Annotated in this window: 20 protein-coding genes; 6 read left to right on the top strand and 14 right to left on the bottom strand. The window is 37.7% G+C overall.

All coding sequences use genetic code 11. From position 1 onward, the window contains the following. Positions 1–5 precede the first annotated feature (5 nt). Positions 6–1184 carry a benzoate/H(+) symporter BenE family transporter gene (locus IEV17_RS06020; protein ID WP_004661437.1) on the top strand — a complete coding sequence of 393 codons (1179 nt, stop codon included), beginning with the start codon at positions 6–8 and terminating at the stop codon, positions 1182–1184. Between the two features lie 43 nt (positions 1185–1227). Here IEV17_RS06020 and IEV17_RS06015 read toward each other — a convergent pair whose 3' ends face one another. The 6 genes from IEV17_RS06015 to pepN all read right to left on the bottom strand — a co-directional run bounded on the left by IEV17_RS06015 (position 1228) and on the right by pepN (position 8843). Next, the gene (locus IEV17_RS06015; protein ID WP_004661436.1) at positions 1228–3060 is read right to left on the bottom strand and encodes a monovalent cation:proton antiporter-2 (CPA2) family protein; all 1833 of its coding nucleotides are present in this window, start codon (positions 3058–3060) and stop codon (positions 1228–1230) included. A 116-nt stretch (positions 3061–3176) separates the two neighbouring features. Next, the gene (locus IEV17_RS06010; RefSeq protein WP_004661433.1) at positions 3177–3896 is read right to left on the bottom strand and encodes an MgtC/SapB family protein; all 720 of its coding nucleotides are present in this window, start codon (positions 3894–3896) and stop codon (positions 3177–3179) included. A 56-nt stretch (positions 3897–3952) separates the two neighbouring features. After that, entirely contained in the window at positions 3953–4645 is a 693-nt protein-coding gene (locus IEV17_RS06005) for a PA4824 family protein (RefSeq protein ID WP_004661432.1), read from the bottom strand. 310 nt (positions 4646–4955) lie between these two features. After that, the gene (locus IEV17_RS06000) at positions 4956–5372 is read right to left on the bottom strand and encodes an RDD family protein (RefSeq protein ID WP_004661429.1); all 417 of its coding nucleotides are present in this window, start codon (positions 5370–5372) and stop codon (positions 4956–4958) included. A 69-nt stretch (positions 5373–5441) separates the two neighbouring features. Further along, on the bottom strand, positions 5442–6125 hold the full coding sequence (locus IEV17_RS05995; RefSeq protein WP_004661428.1) for a dienelactone hydrolase family protein: 684 nt from the start codon (positions 6123–6125) through the stop codon (positions 5442–5444). A gap of 111 nt (positions 6126–6236) precedes the next feature. Continuing rightward, positions 6237–8843, bottom strand: a complete 2607-nt coding sequence (pepN, locus tag IEV17_RS05990; protein WP_004661426.1) for an aminopeptidase N — start codon at positions 8841–8843, stop codon at positions 6237–6239. A 344-nt stretch (positions 8844–9187) separates the two neighbouring features. Between pepN and IEV17_RS05985 the strand changes: the two genes are divergently transcribed. Continuing rightward, entirely contained in the window at positions 9188–9445 is a 258-nt protein-coding gene (locus IEV17_RS05985; RefSeq protein WP_004661424.1) for a hypothetical protein, read from the top strand. Positions 9446–9505: 60 nt separating this feature from the next. Here the strand turns inward: IEV17_RS05985 and IEV17_RS05980 are convergent, their stop codons facing one another. The 4 genes from IEV17_RS05980 to IEV17_RS05965 all read right to left on the bottom strand — a co-directional run bounded on the left by IEV17_RS05980 (position 9506) and on the right by IEV17_RS05965 (position 11956). Continuing rightward, positions 9506–9979 carry a DUF2147 domain-containing protein gene (locus IEV17_RS05980; RefSeq protein WP_034601217.1) on the bottom strand — a complete coding sequence of 158 codons (474 nt, stop codon included), beginning with the start codon at positions 9977–9979 and terminating at the stop codon, positions 9506–9508. Positions 9980–10185: 206 nt separating this feature from the next. Then, positions 10186–10623 carry a DUF2147 domain-containing protein gene (locus IEV17_RS05975; protein ID WP_427832718.1) on the bottom strand — a complete coding sequence of 146 codons (438 nt, stop codon included), beginning with the start codon at positions 10621–10623 and terminating at the stop codon, positions 10186–10188. 240 nt (positions 10624–10863) lie between these two features. Beyond that, a complete protein-coding gene (locus IEV17_RS05970; RefSeq protein WP_004661419.1) occupies positions 10864–11340 on the bottom strand; it encodes a DUF2147 domain-containing protein in 477 nt (158 codons plus the stop codon). Between the two features lie 142 nt (positions 11341–11482). Next, positions 11483–11956, bottom strand: coding sequence for a DUF2147 domain-containing protein (locus tag IEV17_RS05965; RefSeq protein WP_004661417.1), 474 nt, complete (start codon positions 11954–11956; stop codon positions 11483–11485). A 228-nt stretch (positions 11957–12184) separates the two neighbouring features. Between IEV17_RS05965 and IEV17_RS05960 the strand changes: the two genes are divergently transcribed. Both IEV17_RS05960 and thiM read left to right on the top strand, forming a co-directional pair. Next, positions 12185–13345: a hypothetical protein gene (locus tag IEV17_RS05960; RefSeq protein WP_004661416.1), complete on the top strand. Its 1161-nt coding sequence runs from the start codon at positions 12185–12187 to the stop codon at positions 13343–13345. A 35-nt stretch (positions 13346–13380) separates the two neighbouring features. Continuing rightward, positions 13381–14196 (top strand): hydroxyethylthiazole kinase, encoded by an 816-nt coding sequence (thiM, locus tag IEV17_RS05955; RefSeq protein WP_004661413.1) that lies wholly within the window; start codon positions 13381–13383, stop codon positions 14194–14196. Between the two features lie 31 nt (positions 14197–14227). Here the strand turns inward: thiM and IEV17_RS05950 are convergent, their stop codons facing one another. The 3 genes from IEV17_RS05950 to IEV17_RS05940 form a co-directional block, all read right to left on the bottom strand. Beyond that, a complete protein-coding gene (locus IEV17_RS05950) occupies positions 14228–15079 on the bottom strand; it encodes an AraC family transcriptional regulator (protein WP_004661412.1) in 852 nt (283 codons plus the stop codon). 87 nt (positions 15080–15166) lie between these two features. Then, positions 15167–15529: a 5-carboxymethyl-2-hydroxymuconate Delta-isomerase gene (locus IEV17_RS05945; RefSeq protein WP_004661411.1), complete on the bottom strand. Its 363-nt coding sequence runs from the start codon at positions 15527–15529 to the stop codon at positions 15167–15169. A gap of 9 nt (positions 15530–15538) precedes the next feature. Beyond that, the gene (locus IEV17_RS05940) at positions 15539–17251 is read right to left on the bottom strand and encodes an AAA family ATPase (RefSeq protein ID WP_004661410.1); all 1713 of its coding nucleotides are present in this window, start codon (positions 17249–17251) and stop codon (positions 15539–15541) included. Positions 17252–17410: 159 nt separating this feature from the next. Between IEV17_RS05940 and IEV17_RS05935 the strand changes: the two genes are divergently transcribed. Both IEV17_RS05935 and IEV17_RS05930 read left to right on the top strand, forming a co-directional pair. Further along, the gene (locus IEV17_RS05935; protein ID WP_004661407.1) at positions 17411–18376 is read left to right on the top strand and encodes an alpha/beta hydrolase; all 966 of its coding nucleotides are present in this window, start codon (positions 17411–17413) and stop codon (positions 18374–18376) included. A 31-nt stretch (positions 18377–18407) separates the two neighbouring features. Beyond that, positions 18408–19121, top strand: a complete 714-nt coding sequence (locus IEV17_RS05930) for a glutamine amidotransferase (RefSeq protein ID WP_004661406.1) — start codon at positions 18408–18410, stop codon at positions 19119–19121. A 411-nt stretch (positions 19122–19532) separates the two neighbouring features. On the opposite strand, the gene IEV17_RS05925 is transcribed toward IEV17_RS05930, so the two are convergent. After that, on the bottom strand, positions 19533–21260 hold the full coding sequence (locus IEV17_RS05925; RefSeq protein ID WP_004661404.1) for a glutamine--tRNA ligase/YqeY domain fusion protein: 1728 nt from the start codon (positions 21258–21260) through the stop codon (positions 19533–19535). Positions 21261–21270: the final 10 nt, after the last annotated feature.

Raw genomic sequence — 21270 nt, 5'->3', positions numbered from 1 at the left:
CATTGATGCAACGTCTAATTCAAGATTTTTCGATTCCTGCTGTTTTTGCTGGCTTTATTACCTTCCTGATTGGAATAAGTGTTTCTGCGGTACTGGTCATTCAAGGCGCGCAATCTCTCGGTGCAAATACAGCACAAATCAGCTCTTGGTTTTGGGCATTAGGTTTGGCAATTGGATTATCAGGACTCATCTTATCTTGGAAATATAAATATCCAGTTGCTACTGCATGGTCGACGCCCGGAATTGCTTTAATTATTGCATCGACTGGTCATTATGATTTGTATGAAGCAATTGGTGCTTTCTTAATTTGTGGCGTCGCAATCGCAATCGTTGGATTTTCAGGCATTTTCCAAAAGTTACTGGCTCATATTCCTCAAAGCCTCACGTGTGCGATGCTTGCAGGGATTTTATTAAAATTTGGAATTCAAATCTTTAGCAGCTTAGAAAGTCAGCTCGGTTTTATCTTAAGCATGTTAGCAATTTATCTTGTTTCAAAACGCTTATTGCCTCGTTATAGCATTGTGCTGACAGTGATTTTAGGTGCAATGATTTGCCCTCTATTTATTGATTTTCAATTACATTCAATCACTTGGTCTTTTACTCAACCTGTATGGATGCAACCCTCATTTTCATGGTCTGCATTACTGGGTCTAGCCTTACCGTTGTTTGTCATCAATATGACTTCGCAAAATTTGCCCGGTATTGCCATGATTAAAAGCTATGGTTATCACCCACACGTCAATCAACTAGTAGGCTGGACAGGTATTGCACATACGATTTTCGCCCCTTTTGGTTGCTTCTCGATAAATTTAGCCGCGATTAGTGCAGCGGTCAGCTTAGATGATCAAGTGCATCCTGATCCGAGCAAACGCTATATTGCAGGTATAAGCTGTGGTTTGTTTTATATTTTAATGGGGCTTTTCGCTGCAACCTTAGTCAGTTTGCTCATGTCATTTCCGCCTATTTTTATTGTTGCACTTGCAGGTATTGCTCTATTTGCCACGATTAGCCATAACATTGCAGTGGCTTTTGCAAACGTAGAAGAACGAGAAGCAGCATTACTCACCTTTTTATGTAGCGCATCTGGGATTCAGTTTTTCGGAATTGGTTCTGCATTTTGGGGACTTTTATTGGGTATTTTTGTTTTAGTTTTATTCAAATTTAAATTAAAAAATAAGTCTTAGTCTAGCTAAGACCTATTTAAATCCATTTTATTTCAAAGTCGATTTACCTATCTTCTACATCCTTTTCGGTTTCTTCACCATTTAGAATTCGTCCTGCTTGTTTAGGTCGAATCAATGGTGCTGTAGGTCGAGGATGGGAATGTGAGTATTGTAAACCCACCCCTGCGTAGACATCATCCGCAGCAATTTCTGTTTCAAAACGCTCATTATCACGTTCTCGAATTTCATTTGAGATCATGCGAACCTCATCTTCATCGACACCTAATTGCTCTAAAATGACTTCACCGAATTTAATCGCAGATTCAAAGGTTTCACGAATCAGATAATCGACTTTTTGTTTGACCAAATGTAGTGAATGTTCCCGATCATAAGAACGAACCAAGACTTTGGCTAACGGAAATTCATGCGTGACCAATTCCACAATTCGATTGGTTGTTTGTTTACTGTCAACACAAATCACGATTGCTTCTGCCGTTGAAGCGCCTGAAGCATGTAAAATATCAAGACGACAACCATCGCCATAGTAGATTTTAAAACCAAATTTTTCTGCGTTTTGAATCATGTCGATGTCATTATCAATAATCGTGACATCCACTCCTCTTGCCAAAAGCAATTGACTGGTTACCTGACCAAAACGACCAAAACCAATCATTAGAATACTGCCGCTTAGACCTTCAGCAATATCGACATTATCAAGAGAAACTGTATCTTTGGTTTCGGTAAATCGTTTAAAAAGAATGCCTAAGATTGGAGTTAACACCATAGACAGTACAATAATTGCTGTTAAATTCGACTTAACTGTATTATCAATCACTTGGGCAGAGACAGCAGCAGAAAACAGAACAAATGCAAACTCACCACCTTGAGCCATCAGTAAGGCGCGATCCAAAGCTTCCGTATGCCGACTTTTAGTCAGACGAGCAACAATATAAATCATGACTGATTTAGCAAACATCATTGCAACTACGCCACTCAAGATTAATTGCCAATTTTGCTTCACGATTGATAAATCTAGTGACATTCCAACACCAAGGAAAAATAGTCCTAATAAAATTCCTCGAAATGGCTCAATATCGGCTTCAATTTGGTGTCTAAAAGTTGATTCTGATAGCAACACACCTGCAAGGAATGCACCCATTGCCATGGATAAGCCACTAACTTGCATCAATAAAGCAGCGCCCAACACCACTAAAAGTGCAGCAGCAGTCATCACTTCTCGTGCTTTTGCGGCAGCGAGTAATCTAAATAAAGGATTGAGTAACCAATAACCTGCGACGATTAAACCTGCAATTGCAATTAAACCAATACCTATATTTTCTAAACGTGCTGAGGTACTTTCCACCACATGATTCGGTGCCATAAAAGCAACAATTGCCAGTAATGGGACAATCAATAAGTCTTCAAATAATAAAATTGCGACAATCTTTTGCCCTTGTGGCTGAGCGATATCACCGCGATCACCCAAGAGTTGCATCACAATTGCGGTAGACGTCAGTACAAAACCTGCTGCGCCAATAAATGCAACTTGCCATCTAAATCCAAATAAAAGTCCAACACCTGTTAATGCCAAAGCACAAGCAATAATTTGCAAAGTTCCTAAGCCAAAAATCTCACGCCTTAGACTCCATAAATGTGAGGGCTGCATTTCCAACCCAATCACAAATAAGTACATGACAATACCAAGCTCTGCAATATGTAGAATCGAAGCAGAATCATGAAAAAATGCGAATCCAAATGGACCAATAACTAAACCAGCAATCAAATAACCAAGAACTGAGCCTAAGCCAATTCGTTTAAAAATAGGAACGGCTATTACGGCCGCTGCCAATAAAACGACAGGGGCAATTAAACTGATTGAGTGTGCTTCTGAACTCATACTGTTCTCATTTTTATTTATCTGATTTTATTGTATGTGAAACAATAAAAGACTTATATATCAATTACGAGATAGTTATTCCCAATAGAGCTATTTAAAGTATTGATATACATAACTTAGTTAATTGCATTTTTATCCCAGAAAGCTTGACGAATTTGTGGCATCGCGTTCAGATGATTAATAATATGCTGCGCATCTTCAGTCTCAATTGAACTCGCAATCAGTGTCGCCTCGATCTCAACCTCTTTTTCACCAAACGGCGTTACATCAATATCTTTGGCAGGATAGTTATGATGTTTCAAAGTTAGATTCAACTCGTCCATGACTACCTTACTCTGAGTACGATCACAAATAATATAGATGACATGTAAGACTTCTGCCTCATCATCTAATGGACGACGATCTATGGCATGAACAATAGGTCTTAACAACGTATTTGCCGCTAAGATACAAGCAGTTGCAAGTATCGCTTCAACAATCAAATCAGCACCTGCTGAGGCACCGACAGCAGCAGAACACCATAATGTCGCAGCCGTATTTAAACCATGAATGTTGCCTTCTTGGCGCATAATCACACCTGCACCTAAGAAACCAATTCCTGAAACGACATAAGCAATCACTCGAACTGCTCCATCAGCTCCAGTCAAATTAATTGCAATATCTACAAAAATTGCTGCGCCTACAGCAACTAAAACATTTGTTCTAAGTCCCGCTGTACGCTGTCGATATTGACGTTCAAATCCAATCAATGCACCTAAAATGAATGCAACAGATAAACTAATTAAAGTATCAATGATATTGGATAAATCTGTATTTTCTAGAAATTTTAATTGCATTTGACACCTATTTATTATTAGTGATTCTAATAATGGATAAAATGAATCTAAGATAATTATGATGATGGCGTATAGCTTAAGCCCAGTCCAAACCAATGCTGTTTTAAACGATGTAGACGATCGCCGAAGGAAGCTTCTAAAGTAAGTACATTGGGAATCAAACTATATTGCAACGCTGTCTGGAAAAATTGCGCTTGGCGATCTTGATTATATGTTTCAAGTGTTACACCGACATGCTCAGTCACCGTATAGGTTGAAGCAATTCCCCAACGAACGAGACGCTCATCGCTCTGTTGATAACCGAGATTGGTATCCAATGCTAAACGTTGATCTAAAAGTTGAAAACTGACAGGAATATTCAAAAACCAGTTTAAATCCCCATGATGAGCAACATCATCACGGGATATCTGTAAACTACTGGCAACACCCCAGTCATTTTCCATTGGCTTTAAAATGCTTTTCGCTTGAACCGAAAAGCCATGAATCTGATCCTGATCTTTACTTGAGTGATAGCCCAAAGATACTTCTAAATTTTGATTGAGATTACAAGCAGGTACAACTTGATAAGACCAAGTTCCATCCTTGTTATAACTATAAGTGCTTTCTAGCTGACACTGCTGTGCTGCTGTAATAGAGACATCATCGGTGTTGATGAGTGGACCCGCCTTACTCTTTTGAGTCAGCAATAATCCACACAAAATAAATACGTTAACAATAGCAAGCCATTGAATGGAAGCGTGAAAAAACATAGGCTTCTCCCCATTTTAGGTGAGAAACTAAACAGGATGCAGTCAATACAATAAATTTTGTGGGTACAGCAAAATTTTATAGAAGGGTTTAGAATATTTTTAACAAAGCTATCTAATTGCAAGATAGCCGACCTAAATAGCTCGCTTGCTCAGTATTCGCTTTGGCTTAATCCTTTATTAAACCCGAACCTCGAACAACTTCCCATTTAGGATCTCCGTGAATAAACTCAATGGCATTATAGGACACGCGAATTGATCCACAAGCCCTATCGTATGAATTTTTCATTACATGAGAGAATTTCACTCTAAATTAAAGTTCTCTAACCACTACTGTTTTTGCCATTTTGTCGTGCCAGCCTTGTTTCTTAGAATCAAAAGCTACCCAAATCAAACCAATAAATAGAACTAATATTGCTGGGAAATAACCGATATATCGAATAATTCCTTGTCCAACAGTAATATTTTCACCAGTCCTTTCATCTAGTACTTTTAAACGTAGTAAACGTTTTCCTGGCGTACCTGCAAATTTAACCCAACAAAATACAAAAAATACTGCAAACAGAATTTGCCAGAGCCAGTCAATTCCTGAACTTAAGCGAGATGAATAGGTTGATTCCCAGCCTAAAAGCATTGCAATAGGAATCAATGCAACAAAAATAATAATGTTATCAATTATTGATGCTGCAAAACGTATCCAAAAACCAGCATATTCGTACTTATGTGACATGTTCCCCTCTCTTCTATTTCTCTAGAATATAAATACTTATAAATTATCTATTTATCAGCATATCACTCATCAAGTATTTTGTTTTAATTCTCGATCAAAAAAATCAACCGTGCGCTGCCAAACGACTTTAGCCTCTGGAAGTCCACGACTAACACTGCGGAAACCATGTGGCATATTGTAAGTATAAGCTTCCACTCGATCACCCAATTGTTGAATCAGTTTATTGCGCTTAGTTGCTGGACAAAATGGATCAACCGTAGACCAATGCCCTTGTAAAATACGCACTTCATCTAAAGATTCTTTTTTCGGTACACCTGCACCTTCAATTCCCAAAGAATGATGATAAACCACGGGTGCCAACATATCTTCGCGCTTGGCCATCTGAATCACATAGCCCCCTGTTAAGCACTGCCCTAACATGCCTAAACGACCATTCGATCTTGGGTCTGCCTTTAATGCATCGAGTAATACATGAATTTCTTGATTAACTTCACTGTCCGCTGAATTGATACGTCCTGCCTTGCTCACCATAGCACGAATACAATATTTGACTGCACCACCACTAAATAAATTAGGCACGTAAACCAAATAGCCCCGATTAGCCAAGTCTTGAGCATCTTCTCGATAGACATCGAGGATACCAAATAACTCGTGTAGCAATAAAATCGCAGGCGTTTTTTCAGAGCTTTGTGCAGGTACATACACTTCAACTTCGATTTGACGTGTCGGTAATGTGATTGTTTTTATTTCCATTGCAGTCATCCGTTACATTCGAATGATTTCCATACTATTTCTGACAATATTAATTGTCAAATAAAAAAGGATGTCTGACGACATCCTTTTTGCATTCATTTAATCAGTAAATTAAATACTGAGTAAACTGTTCAATGTTTCTGCTACATTTTTCGATTTTACTTTAGGCTGCAACGCCTTAAGCGCCTGTTGCACCTGACTACGTTGTGGTTCAGCCAAGGTGTACCAACGTGACAGCACTTGTAATAACCGCGAACCTAAAATTGGGTTTTTCTCATCCAAATAAGCGGCGAGCTCAATAAAATGATCGACACCAAAGCTCCACGTATTCACTGGATTTGCAGAAAGTCCACCACTCACTGCACGGATACGGTTCGGTGTTCCCAAATCATAATCGGCGTGCTTAGTCAGATACTCAATCGTTTCTGCTGTCGCACATGGATTCGAAGCTTGGATGCTAAACCATTGATCTAAAGACAAGGCTTCATCTTTAAAACGGTTATAGAAATCTGCAAGTGCAGCCTGTGCTTGTGGCGCATCATTCCAGACTAAAACACGTAATGCGCCTAAACGCTCAGACATATTGCCTGTTTGTTGATATTGCGCATAAGCCAAATCAAACACAGACTCATCGCCTTGGCGTGCCAACATATTCAGAGTGATATTCTTTAATGAACGTACGCCCATCGCCAAAGAAAACTCTTTTTGCTGGTCTGGATCTAAGGCCAAATAAGTCTCTTTCCAGAATGAACCTAAATCACGTGCTAAACGATCCAGCACAGCTTCACGCTTTTCACGAATCAGTTCAGGCTCATAGTCTTGATCTATACGACTACCTAAATAGTTTTCACTGGGTACATCAAATAAACGCGATGCCAATAACGGATCTTTATTCACTAAGTCTGGCAAGGTATTTTTAATTGCCTGAATATAGGTATCCACCTTATGGTCTTCTAAAAGAATACGTTCTAATAAGGTTTGTGTCGCTTGCCATTGGTTAAAGCCATTGGTTTCGTGCTGAATCAAGAAGGCAAGATCATCATTGGAATAATCAAAGACTAAATTGACAGGTGCAGAGAAATTACGTAATAACGAAGCTACAGGTTGCTCAGAAACACCTGTAAATTCAATTGTTGCTTCATCTTGATCAAATAAATACACGCCATCTTTGACCTCATTCACAAACAGATCAGTGCTGTGCAAGGTATATTGTTCACCTGTATTGGCATTAAATAATGCGAGAGCCACAGGAATTGGCACTGCCTTGAGGTTTGGATATTTTGGATGTGCTTTCAAGCTTTGTTTGAAGCTTAAACGATAAGTCTGTGCAGCGGCATCATATTCACCTTTAGCTTCTAACTTTGGTGTACCAGGTTGGTTATACCAAGTGAGGAAGTTAGATAGATCAACACCTGAACCTGCGCTCAATGCAGCAACCCAATCTTCAACCGTAACCGCTTGCCCATCATGGCGTAGGAAATATTCATCAGTCCCTTGACGGTATTTTTCTTTACCCAATAAAGTGGCCATCATGCGGTTGATTTCAGCACCCTTCTCATACACTGTCGCGGTATAGAAATTGTTGATCTCAACAAAATGATCTGGACGAGGCGGATGGGATAATGGGCCAGCATCTTCTGGGAATTGATGCGATTTCAATACTGCCACATCATCAATTCGTTGTACGGCTGCTGATTGTAAATCCTCAGAGAAAGACTGATCACGGAAAACGGTTAAGCCCTCTTTTAAACACAATTGGAACCAGTCACGGCAGGTAATTCGGTTGCCTGTCCAATTATGGAAATATTCATGTGCAATCACAGACTGAACTCGCATAATCGCAGCATCAGTGGTGTATTCCTCATCGGCAAGCACACAAGACGTATTAAAGATATTTAAACCTTTATTTTCCATTGCACCCATATTGAACTGACTGACCGCGACAATCATATAATTATCGAGATCGTAAGGACGACCATAGTGTTCTTCGTCCCAACGCATCGAATGCTTTAATGCTTCCATTGCGATGTGACATTTCGGAATATCTTTCTCGATTGCATAAATTTCTAAAGCAACATCACGACCTTCCGACGTGGTGTAACGATCTTTCAGTACCGCCAAATCACCAATCACACAGGCAAATAAATAGCTTGGCTTTTTGGTTGGATCTTGCCAAATTGCAAAATGACGACCTTCCCCAGCTTCACCCGTTTCCAACAAGTTACCATTAGCAAGTAAAACTGGATATTTTTTATCGGCTTCTACACGCGTGGTAAATTCAGCCAATACATCAGGACGATCTGGATAGAAGGTGATTTTACGGAAACCTTCTGGTTCATTTTGGGTAACGAATAAATCACCTGCTTTATATAACCCTTCAAGCTGAGTGTTCGATTCAGGATGAATAATGACTTGGATTTTTAAAATGACCTGATCTGGTGCATCAGTGATCACCAATTGTTCAGTATCCAAATGATATTGTTCAGCGCTAAGGGTTTGCCCATTCAATTGAACCGATTTCAATTCAAGATCACGACCTAACAGAACCAATTCCCCTGCAGTCTGACGCTTCATCACCAGTGTAGAATCAACAATCGTATGATCATCATAAACTTGAATATTTAAATTGATTGATTCAACCAAGAACGATGGCTTTTGATAATCTTTTAAATAAATCGTTTGATCTGCTTGTACAGGAGGCTGTGCCGCAATATTCATCAGTATTCCTTATCGTTCATCATGTCGGATGGTCTTGTTATCAAGACTTCTTGATTAGTCGATCATACGCCAACTTACAAAAGCTGTCTTTAAGCCCATATCTTAGTTTCAAGTATTTTTATTGGGGTTTAGTTCAGTAATTTTCAAATTAATTGATTAAAATGGAATTCTATTTAGACAGAATAACAACAGTATTTTCTAATTTTAAATAAACGCTACAAAATTAACCAAATTCTAAGGTTCGAATTACATTTTTTTTATGCGCTTTACATTTTGTGCACGGTTATTGCTTAAGTTTATATGCCAATGTAGGTAATACAATAAAACAAGCGAGGGTTAAGACGATGGAATTAAAAGCACACTTATATCGTTTAGAAAATATTAAAGCGATCCATGATCTCGCAAAAGCAGGTGTGGATCATCATGTCATTTCCGTTTTTTTAACAGCAGAAGGAATCGAACTCAGCAGCTTAGAAGTAACGAATATCGTAAATACCTATGACGAACTTGGAAAAGAAAAATTACCAAGTAAAAAAGTCCAAGCGCTTATCAACGCCAAAAAAATCGGTCAGGAGGACGAAAACTTACCATGCCCTGTTTAACTTTTATATTTAATAAAAAAACCTCGAAATATTTTCGAGGTTTTTTTATTACACTAATAATTAAGGATTCGCACTATCTGTTCGTAACCAGACGACTGTACGACCTAAGGCAGAAACGCCCATATAACCGCGCATACGTAAACGTTTACCTTCCCCCGTTACGACCGCTTTACCTTTATAAACTTTACCACTGCTCGCCTCTAATACTCGACCATCGATATAGGCATCTGGTTTATCTGGATCTTCTCTAAAACCTGATAAAATTTCTAAACCAAGCAATGGCTTATTTGTATTTGGCGCTGCGCATTTGATGCAGTTAGTCAATGAAAAACCACGAGCGTTAGGATAGCGATAAACTATTTTACCGTGAAAACGGCCATCTGATCCTTTACGAATCTCGACAATTGAAAGCTGTTCACCTGTACGTTCTTCAATACTTTTCCAATAACCTTCGATTGAAGCGGAATAGGTTGTCATGCTTAAAAAAGCAATAGAAAGCCCCATGAATCCCTTCATGAATATTTGATTTAGCATACTAACCCCGTCTTTTAAAAACTAACCCATTCATCTTTATAGGTTTAATTATTGAAACTTATCACACTTCATTAGAACTTTCACTCTACTGGTGCGTTCTTTTGCTTAAAAAACAACTTATCTAACTGATATAATTCATGTAATCAATAACATTATTTTTTAAATACAAAATAGATTCTTAACATTTCTCTCAACTTACAAGATTTTTAAGGATTGGCATGATCCGTTCTTAGCCAAACCACGGTCCGCCCTAAAGCCGAGATACCCATATAGCCACGCATCCGTAAGCGCTTACCATCACTCGTTACAAGTGCCTTGCCCTTGTAGATTCGGCCACTTGTAGGTTCCATTATTCTACCATCAATATACGCATCTGGATTTTCAGGATTATCTTTGAGCTTTGATAAGATTTCTAAGCCAAGGATTGGATGATTGGTATATGGCTCAGGGCATTTAACACAATTGGCTAACTTAATACCGTGTGCGTTGGGGTAACGATAGACAATTTTGCCATGATAATAACCGTCAGTGCCTTTTCTAATTTCGACAATTGAAAGCTGCTCACCCGTACGATCATCTATACTTTTCCAGTAACCCTCGATTGAACTTGCATAACTACTAATACTTGTAATAGCCAATGCCATTCCGATTAGGCATTTCTTTAATGAATTTTTATACATAGAAGCCTCAACGTTTTGAATAAGGAAAATCTTTTTTATGCTCGATCTCTTAGGATAGAGCATAAAAAAACCTCTCTGATTCAATATCAAAGCATTGAAACTGATCTACATAAATGAATTCATAAAATGACTAAAATACAATTAGACATCAATTCATTAAGATATAAACCCTGATATTGAACCAAATTTATTTGTTCAACAGGGTTAAGGATTGGCACTGTCAGTCCTAATCCAAACTTGGGTACGACCTAAAGCAGAAATCCCCATATATCCGCGCATGCGTAAACGTTTACCATCAGCACTTAACTGAGCTTTGCCTTTATAAACATTGCCCGTTTTAGGTTCGAGTACTTTTCCATCAATATAATGGTTTGGATTTTTAGGATCTTCTCTCAAACCTGATGCGATCTGAAGTCCTAAAATAGGTTTGTTTTTGAAAGGCTCAGGACATTTGACACAATTAGTCAATACCGTACCACCACCCGGTACTGGGTAACGATATACAATTGTTCCTGTATAAGTATTATCAGGTTTCTTTTTAATTTCTACGATTGAAAGCTGTTCACCCGTACGGTCATCAATACTTTTCCAAAAACCTTCAGGTGTCGCCGCGAAATTAGCAGTTGCGAATAGGGCAAATGAAATTCCCACGAGTCCTTTCATGAGTGAGTTTTTTTGCATAATCTGCTCCCTAATGCAAAATAGATCCATCTGATATACATTTTTATTCCAATGTTCTTAGACAGTCAACAAGACGAATGGATATTTAATTGCTTAAAATCACAATGAATTTTAAGCAACTCACATATTAAAAAAGAAATGATTACGGGTTCGCACTATCTGTACGTATCCAAACCGTATTTCTACCCAAAGCCGAAATTCCAACATAACCGCGCATATTTAAATGCTTACCATCTGCATTTAATCGAGCTTTACCTTTGTACACTTTTCCAGTTTTGCTCTCTAAGATGCGCCCATTAATAAAACTATTTGCTTTATTGGGGTCTTCAACCAAACCAGTTAAAACTTCTAAACCTAAACGCGGTTTTCCTGTATATGGCGGTGGACAGTTAACACAATGTGTTACGATCGCCCCTTGTGCATTCGGATAGATATATACGATTTTTCCGCGATAGGTGTTATCCGCTGCTTTCCTGATTTCAATGATGGTCAGTTGTTCACCCGTACGATCATCAATACTGCGCCAATAGCCTTCAATTGAACTTGCATATGAGAGAATACTTGTAAAACAAGCAATTAATGCAATAGAGCATTTCAACAATATTTGATTATTCATCCTTATCCCTTTCTACTTCTATAAACAAACTTAAAAACATCTTTTAATTGGGACAGAAATTTACCATATTTTAAAAAATGGATAAGCCACCTGCTTAGCTTTTATATAAAATTCAGTGGATTAAATCTCAATACAAAACTACTTTTTCAGTGCAAATAATCTTTTTCTCACTCCGAGCACGAGCAATGTATAATCCTTTCATTTCGTGGTTATATAGGTTTATTGTCAATGGATTTACAGATTCTGCAAAAGCAGCTAGATGAAAGTAGCCATTGTCCATTGTGCCAAGCATCCATGTTCTGGATTGAAGCTGAACAATACTCGCAAGAATTCCAATTTCATGAATGTAGTCATTGCCAACATCGTGTATTTAAAAGTGACAGCAAACTGAATTGCCATTGTGCACAATGCACCGCTCAACGCAAAAAACAAACTCAACAAACCATTTTACAAGAACAACGTAAATACAAAGTCAAAGATGAAGTGATTTATAGCCTAAATCAACTCAGCTTTATGCATAAATTATTTTTACTAAGTTTGTTGGACAGTTATGCTCGTGAAGATGTACAGCATGATGAATTAATCCACTGGAAGAACATTAAATATCATGATTTCACCCCCAATTATTTATTTCAAAATCAACTCGTTCAAGAGTTACTCAAATTAGGCATCTTTAAATCACAAGATTCGAGCCTAGAAACAGAACATTTTTATCTTAATCTTCGGCTTGATGGTTATTCTGATCCGAGTCTATTTAGTGTAACCCAACAATTGCGCCATTGGTTTTATGAGAATCTAAGTTTAGGTATTCCCTTCAAAACGACAGATGAAGTTAAAGATGCTTTGTATTTGATTCTTTATCAAGAAATCGTACAGTTCATGCAGTTTTATTGTAGAACTTGGGGAATTCAAATTGCAGGTAATCGCTCCTTTCAGGCCTTTTGCTATCGCTTGATGGAAGGACTCGCAGTGGGTCAAATTTTTTACTTAATTCAAACTGCGTTAGAGTACCTCTATAAGCAAAAAGCATTGCAGCCAAGAAACGATAAATTTATTAATACCAACTTACTCAAAAAGACATTAGAACAATATCGTGAACGTGCTTTGGCTGAACGTTGGGAAACCACGACATTACCTCGCCCATACACCATTCCATTTAGTAAAATGAGCGAAGTGTTATTATTTAAATTTTTAGGTTACGACGAAAGTGTTTTTATTCAACCTGTATGGAAATCTTGGCGCAAGATCGAACCTCGTTTAAATTTTTATGCAGTAAAACGTTGCATGTATTGCGGTTCAAATGATCTTGTAGTCGATTATGATGCTACAGACTATGTATCATTGATTTGTCGTCGATGTAAGCATCAAGACCACTACTTTACGCGTTAAACTATTATTTTTTTTAAATTTTTAAGGGGTGATGAATGTCACAAAAACAACAACTCATTGAAAAAGTGATTGAAGCTTGGCAAGCTCTTCAGCAACAAGCCCCGTTGGTACAATGTATTACCAATAGTGTCGCCAATAATTACGTCGCAAATATCTTACTTGCAGCTGGTGCATCGCCCGCAATGATCGACAACCCATTTGAAGCAGCAGATTTTACAAAAATTTGTGCAGCTTTAAGCATCAACATTGGTACACCGACGACTGAACAAACTCAAGCGATGCTCATTTCTGCTGAAACAGCACAACAGCAACAAAGACCATGGGTACTCGATCCTGTTGGCTATGGATCAATCCTGAAATGGCGTAGTGAAACTGTTGATCAATTACTCAAGTTTCAACCCACCATTATCCGCGGCAATGCCTCTGAAATAAGTACTTTAGCAGGTAGTCAAGTTCAATCTAAAGGTGTTGATAGCACATTAAATAGCCATGATGTTTATGCTCAAGCAAAAAGCTTGTTACAGCATACTGAGTGTGTTGCGATTTCTGGTGAATCTGACTATATCATTTCCAAACAATTGGATATGGTAATCAAAGTAAATGGTGGTTGCCATTTACAGCCTAAAATTACTGCAACAGGATGCGCTCTAGGTGCATTAACCGCCGCTTATCATGCAGTAACAAATTCAACCATTGCGGCGCTTGCTGCACATATTCATTTTGCTATTGCAGGCAAACTGGCATATGAACATGCTCAAACAGTTGGAAGCTTTAATGTCGCTTTTTTAGATTATATTCATATGCTCGATGATAATTTAATTCAACAATATGTAGACATTGAAATTTTATAATTCAGCTCTGCTTATTCGCAGAGCTTAAACCCTATTTCAGTAACAAATAAATGTCTGTGATCAAATCACATTCATCTACATCATGAACAAAGTTGTGGTAGTGAAAAAAGACGGGAAAATCCCCTACTTCACGCGCTGATTGTGGTAACCAGTCCCGATATAAATAGTAAACACTGTTTTTAATATGATCGTGACTGCCCAAATGCCGAATAACGGCATAGTTGCCTTTGGGAAGAGTACCTGTGCTTACACCGTATGTATTTTCAGGTATATTCGCCGTGATTGTTCCAGCAATGTCAAAATGGAATTCATCACTTAAAGTCTGTTCAGGGTCAGAAAATGGAATACCGTAGGTGCGGCTTTTTGCTATAGGAGATAATCCCGTTTCTTTGCGCCACTGAATAAATTGTGCTGCCGTTTCAAATACACGTTCTGGTGCGCCATGATGAGAAATAAATGCGATTTTCTCTTCTGCTCTTTCTACAATATTAACGTTCATCATGATTTCTCTCGGAGGTAAAGAAAAAACAAACCTTTCATGCCAAGACGACCAATGCGGCTGTTCTCTAAAAGCACTTGGGGTTTGATCAAATGAACGTTTAAATGCGCGGCTAAATGCTTCAGGGCTATCAAAACCAGACTGTAAAGCAATATCAATAATTTTGGTGTCAGTAGAAAATGCAAGTTGAAATGATGCTCGTTTCAGACGGGATAATTGAATAAACTTCATCAGATTCACACCTGTATTCGCTACAAAAATGCGATGGAAATGAAATTTAGATAGTGATGCAACTTGACTCAACGTATTCAAATCTAGCTCATCATCTAGATGTTGCTGGATGTACTCACATACACGTTGCAACTTCTGATCATATAGCGACATACATTTAACTCAATTCATTTGATGAAAGCTAATTTGCCAGATTCATATCCTGTAAACTTGATCAGAATTGCGGATTTTCAAATCAAATTAAATCGTCGCCTTAAAATAATTCTCTTTTGGCATATCAATCACTTCAACACATAATTGAATTGAATACTCAGCCTCATTTTTTAGATAACCTTTTTGTTCTAACAATCGGAGTAATGCCTCACCTGCTGCTTGCTTCTGAACTTGGGTTCGTCCACTCAAAATATAAAGTTTTAGATGAACATAAGCTTCTTGATGATCCTCCAACCCAATCAAAAACACCTTATCTTTAAAAATGCGCGACTTAATATCATGGGCACTAAATAATCCAGTCTCAACCAATACTGTATTGACTAGCTTAAGAAGTTTTTGCTGATCAAGATCAGCTAAATTTGCTGAATAATTTGCAATCAGATGAGGCATTTAAATCCCTTATTCAATAAACAGTAATGCTAAACGTACTTGATCATAAGCCATGCGCGGACTTGTAGCTTCCACAATTGGACGTAACTTAATGGAACCATCATCGGTAAAATGCTCAGGATTTTTACGTTTGTGTAACCGTTTATAAATCTTACGAACTTCTTCAACGACTTCTTCACCAGGGTTAGCAATAGAAATATCTAATCCTTGTTCTTTATGCAATCGTGCGAGATGGTTAATAATCGTTGCAGGCGTTAGCCCTCGCTCATGGGCAATATCTTCAATTTCATATCCTTCTTCAAATAAAGCCCGCGTTTCATCTAAGGTCGCTGCTGCATAATTTTGTTTTTCGCCTTTCGAAAGCTTCTTCTCGTTGCGTGCAATTTCAGTTGCATTCAGCGTACCGCCACAATGACGAATAAAGGCATTATGCTGTGGCGTTAGATCAATATTTTCAAAATTCACTTCTGCTTCAGTCGATAATTCCTGAAAACGGCGGTCTGCTTTAATTGCTAAACTATCCAACTCTAATGCTTGTTCATTAAACCCAAGCAATTTCAGTCCAGTCAGTGACTTTAATCGAGACAAAGCTACATAGCCCTGACCTTTTTCAAAAGTATGCGTTAAATTAATTTCTGCTGCTTCTAAAGTCATACCCTGACTTTTATGAATGGTAATCGCCCACGCCAGACGTAAAGGAATTTGCTGAAAACTGGCAATCACCTTACCTGCTTCATTTTCAATTGACCATGTTTCTGGCTCAACAAGTAATGTCGTTCCATCTGTCAATTTGACTTTTGGTAAGATCCCTTGTTTATCATCTTCCTCAAAACCAATCACTTCACCTAAACTGCCATTGATATAACCCATATCAAAGTTATTTTTGACAAACATCACTTTGGCATGCTTTTTAAGAGTCAATTCTTCAGGTGCGCGTACCGAGGACTTCAGTGTTTCGATTAATTTTTCATTACCATCTAAAACAGCATTAAATTGATGACTTTCATTCTCAATTTCGTTCAGATGCTGATAATTGATATTATCCACATCCATATTATGTGTGTATAAACGGGTAAAGGTTTCACCAATATCATGTTGACGTGATTGTTGTAATGCAAAAATATGATTCTGCTGAATGCTCTGTGCTCGAATCGCATTTAATATCTGATTTAAAATTTCATCATCCTGACGGTGTTGCTCAGTCAAATAACAAACTCGGAATTTTGCTTCAACCCAAGCCTCAGACATGAAGCAAAATTTATCTCGATTGCTTTCATCCTTCTTACCTACTGGTGGTAACTGAAAAAAGTCACCTGCAACAATGACTTGAATTCCACCAAAAGCCTCATCACTTTCTTTAAAGTATTTAAGCACCTGATTGACTAAATTAAGCTGTTTGGCATGCAGCATTGAAATTTCATCAATAATCAAGACCTGGGCATTTTCTAAATGCTCTTTTAAATATTTACGCTCTTTCATACGCTTCAGATCATCATCATTCAAACGATCTTTAATCCCAATCCCTGCCCATGTATGAATGGTCATTCCATTCATATGCGTAGCCGCGATCCCTGTAGAAGCCGTAATCGCAACGGGGACTTTTCGCGCTTTAAGATAGTGAATATATTGATTAAGCGTATAGGTTTTTCCTGCACCCGCGGAACCTGTTAAAAAAACATTTTCCCCAGCTTTAAGTAACTTCAGTGCAGTCTCTTGTTTCATAATTTCTTCAGTCAAAAACAACAGCACATAGCTTAACGATTTTTTTGTAAAAGTAAAAACTCAAACTGATTTTGAGAACTGTTTGTATCTCATTTTTACATTGACATCCAAACATTTTCATTTAATGTGTTTCTTAATTAATTCAGATTAGATATAAAAATGAACAGTTCAAATTCATATAAATATCAAACAGATATACTAGGAGAAGATTATCAGCAACTCACTTTAAATTTTGCTGATGATTATGATGGTAAAGTCGTTGCAACATTAGTTCGTAAGAAAGCAGCTCAAGCCACCAAGAAAGCGGTTCTATATATCCACGGTTTCTGTGATTACTTCTTTCAAACGGAAATGGCAGAGCAATTTAACCAGCATGGTTATGATTTTTATGCTCTCGATCTCAGAAAATATGGTCGCTCAAAATTACCGCATCAGAAGTTTTATTATCTACTCGACTTACGTGAATATGATGCTGAGATCAGTAAAGCACTAGAAATTATTGGTCAAGAAAACCATAACCAAGTTTTACTTGCAGGACATTCTACAGGCGGTTTAATTACTACACTTTATGCCGCACACTATCCAGACCATCGACTCATTAAAGCTTTATGGACCAACAGTCCATTTTACGATTTCTATAAAAGTGTAATAGAGAAAAAAGTTGGTATTCCCTTATTAAGTGAAGTTGGTAAACGTTTACCAAATGCAAAATTCCCAAGTGGCTTAAATCAATGGTATACACCAAGCCTACATAAAGCATTTTATGGCGAATGGACTTTCAATTTAGAGTGGAAACCTAAATCAATGCCTTTTGTAGACTTATGCTTTGTACATGCAATACATGAAGCACAAAAAGAAATCCGTCGCGGTATTAATTTAAATATTCCAACCTTGATTATGCATTCACACCAATCCAAATATCCAAAAAAATGGGGTGTTGATGCACAGCAAAGTGATGTGATTTTAGATGTCAAAGATATGACTCACAATGCGAAGAAAATGAAAGGTGATGTACAAACCTTAGCAATCAAAAATGGCTTACATGATTTGGTCTTATCTGCACCACCTGTGCGAGAGAAAGTCTATCAGGATTTATTTTCTTGGCTTGAACAAAAAATGCCTTAACTAAGCTCTATTTATAGTGATTACACAGATTATGGATACTTCAATTTCTTTGCCTAAAACAGTTTATGCAATTCAGCATCTTGCCTTTGAAGATTTAGGTTCATTAGAAGATATTTTTTATCAACTCGGTTTCCGTGTTCGTTATTTCGAAGCAGGTGTAGATGATCTTAAACCCGCTTTAAATTATGAAGGTCTTACCATTATTCTTGGTGGACCAATTGGTGTTTATGAAACTGAAGACTACCCTTTTCTTATAGAAGAAATTGAAGGCCTCAAGCAACGCTTGAATGCGAATAAACCAACTATTGGTATTTGTTTGGGCGCACAATTGATTGCACACGCATTAGGTGCAAAAGTCTACGCAGGTCATCAAAAAGAAATTGGTTGGAGCCCATTAGAAATAAAAAATGTTGATCAAAATTCATTATCAGCATTAGAAAATATTCATGTCTTACACTGGCATGGTGATACTTTCGATTTACCATCACAAGCAACTTTACTCGCTAGCTCAGAAATTTATCCAAATCAGGCATTCGCTGTGGGAAATAATATTCTAGCTTTACAATTCCATCTTGAAATTACTCAGCACAGTTTTGAAAAATGGTTGATTGGTCATACTTGTGAGATACGTCATGCAGGTTTGTCCATTCCTCAATTAAGACAAGCTAATTTAGATTATGCTGAACAATTAGAAAGTAAATGTAGGGCAATTATTGAAGTTTTTTTAGAAAAACTTAATGATTAAATTCAAGACTCAAAAATAGTATGTTTATGATAAATTTAGACATACTATTTGCATAACTTAAATTAGTTATTTGAAAAATAGAATATTACACTTATTAAAATTTTATTACAGAAACAAACATTAAGACCAATAAGTAACGACACTACTCGCAAGCTATTTTCTAAAAAAACAATAAAATAACATTATTCATTCATACTCTTTTAGTTGGAATAAAAATATGATCAAGTTAATAAAAAGTTTTCACTCAATCAATACTTATTTATTCATGTCTACGGCTTTACTTATTTCAATGATTATTTATTTCTATCACATAAATCCATAATATAATAAAAAAAGCCCAATTTTAAATTGGGCTTTCTTATGTCTAAACTAAATTCTTCGAGCTAAAAAGAGTTCAAATTCACCTAAATGTTATTTCTTCTCTACTTTAAAGCTATCTTTTAGATCTAGAATACGGTTAAACACTGGTTTTTCAGCTTGATGATCATGTTGATCCGCAACAAAGTACCCCTCACGTTCAAACTGGAAACGATCTTCAGGTTTCGCTTGTGCTAAAGCAGGCTCAATTACCGCTTGAACGACTTTTAATGATTCAGGATTTAGATTTGCCAAGAAATCATCGTCTGCGTCTGGTGCAGCTTCTGTAAATAGACGATCGTAAATACGAACTTCCGCAGGTACACCTTTTGTCGCAGAAACCCAATGAATCACACCTTTTACCTTACGACCTTCAGGGTTTTTACCTAAAGTTTCAGGGTCAATTGAACATTTAAGTTCAATCACTTCACCATGAGCATCTTTAATCACTTCATCACATTTGATCACATAAGCATGGCGTAAACGCACTTCACCATCAGGAATCAGACGCTTAAAGCCTTTCGGTGGTACTTCTTCAAAATCTTTACGATCAATATAAAGTTCACGTGTTAAAGGAATGATACGTTCACCCATATCCACATTCGGATGACGTGCATGGGTAAGATCCAATTCTTCAGGCAAATTGGTCAAGGTTACTTTTAATGGGTTGAGTACAGCCATGCCACGTGCTGCTGCATTTTCCAATGACTGACGGATACAGAACTCAAGCATTGCCACATCAACAATACCATCTGTTTTCGATACACCAACACGCTTACAGAAATCGCGCAAGCCTTCTGCAGTAAAACCACGGCGACGCATACCCACTACTGTTGGCATACGTGGATCATCCCAACCCTGTACATGATGACCTTCAACCAATTTGCGTAATTTACGTTTAGAGGTAATGGTGTAATCGACATTTAAGCGTGAAGACTCGTACTGACGTGGTACAGCTTTTGAGTGAACTTTCTCTACAATCCAGTCATAGAATGGACGGTGATCTTGGAATTCTAAAGTACAGAGTGAATGAGTAATGCCTTCGATTGCATCTGACAATGGATGAGCATAGTCATACATTGGATACATTTTCCATTTATCGCCCGTTTGGTGATGCTCTGAATGCAATACACGATAAAGAATCGGATCACGCATATGCACGTTCGGGCTGGCCATATCAATTTTGGCACGCAAAACAGCACCGCCTTCCTGAATTTCACCATTACGCATTTGCTCAAAACGTGCCAAGTTCTCGGCAACGGTTGCATCACGGTAAGGTGAATTTTTACCAGGTTCAACGAAATTACCACGATTCAGCTTAATTTCTTCTGGAGTTTGCAAATCAACATAAGCATCACCTTGTTCAATCAACTGAACGGCCCATGTATAAAGTTGATCAAAATAACCTGAAGCATAGCGAGGCTCACCATTCCAGTTAAAACCTAACCATTTCACATCATTGGCAATACCATCAACATATTCTTGTTCTTCGGCATCTGGGTTTGTATCATCAAAACGTAAATTACATAGACCATCAAATTCTTCAGCAATACCAAAGTTCAAACAAATTGCTTTGACATGACCAATATGAAGATAACCATTTGGCTCAGGTGGAAAACGTGTTACTACTTTTTGGGTGCGCCCTTCTTTAAGATCGTCGGTAATGACTTGACGAACAAAATCTAAGCCTGCCTGTTGTTCTTGCTGCGCGGCATCGACAGAGGCATGAGTATTCGGCGTCGGGGTCTTTGGCAGTTCAGAAACAACATCATTTGGCTTCATAGGGTGTAAA

The organism is Acinetobacter modestus (assembly GCF_014636095.1).
GTDB lineage: Bacteria > Pseudomonadota > Gammaproteobacteria > Pseudomonadales > Moraxellaceae > Acinetobacter > Acinetobacter modestus.
Note: the sequence above shows the minus strand (reverse complement) of the source record. Positions and strands in the feature narration are given on the sequence as shown.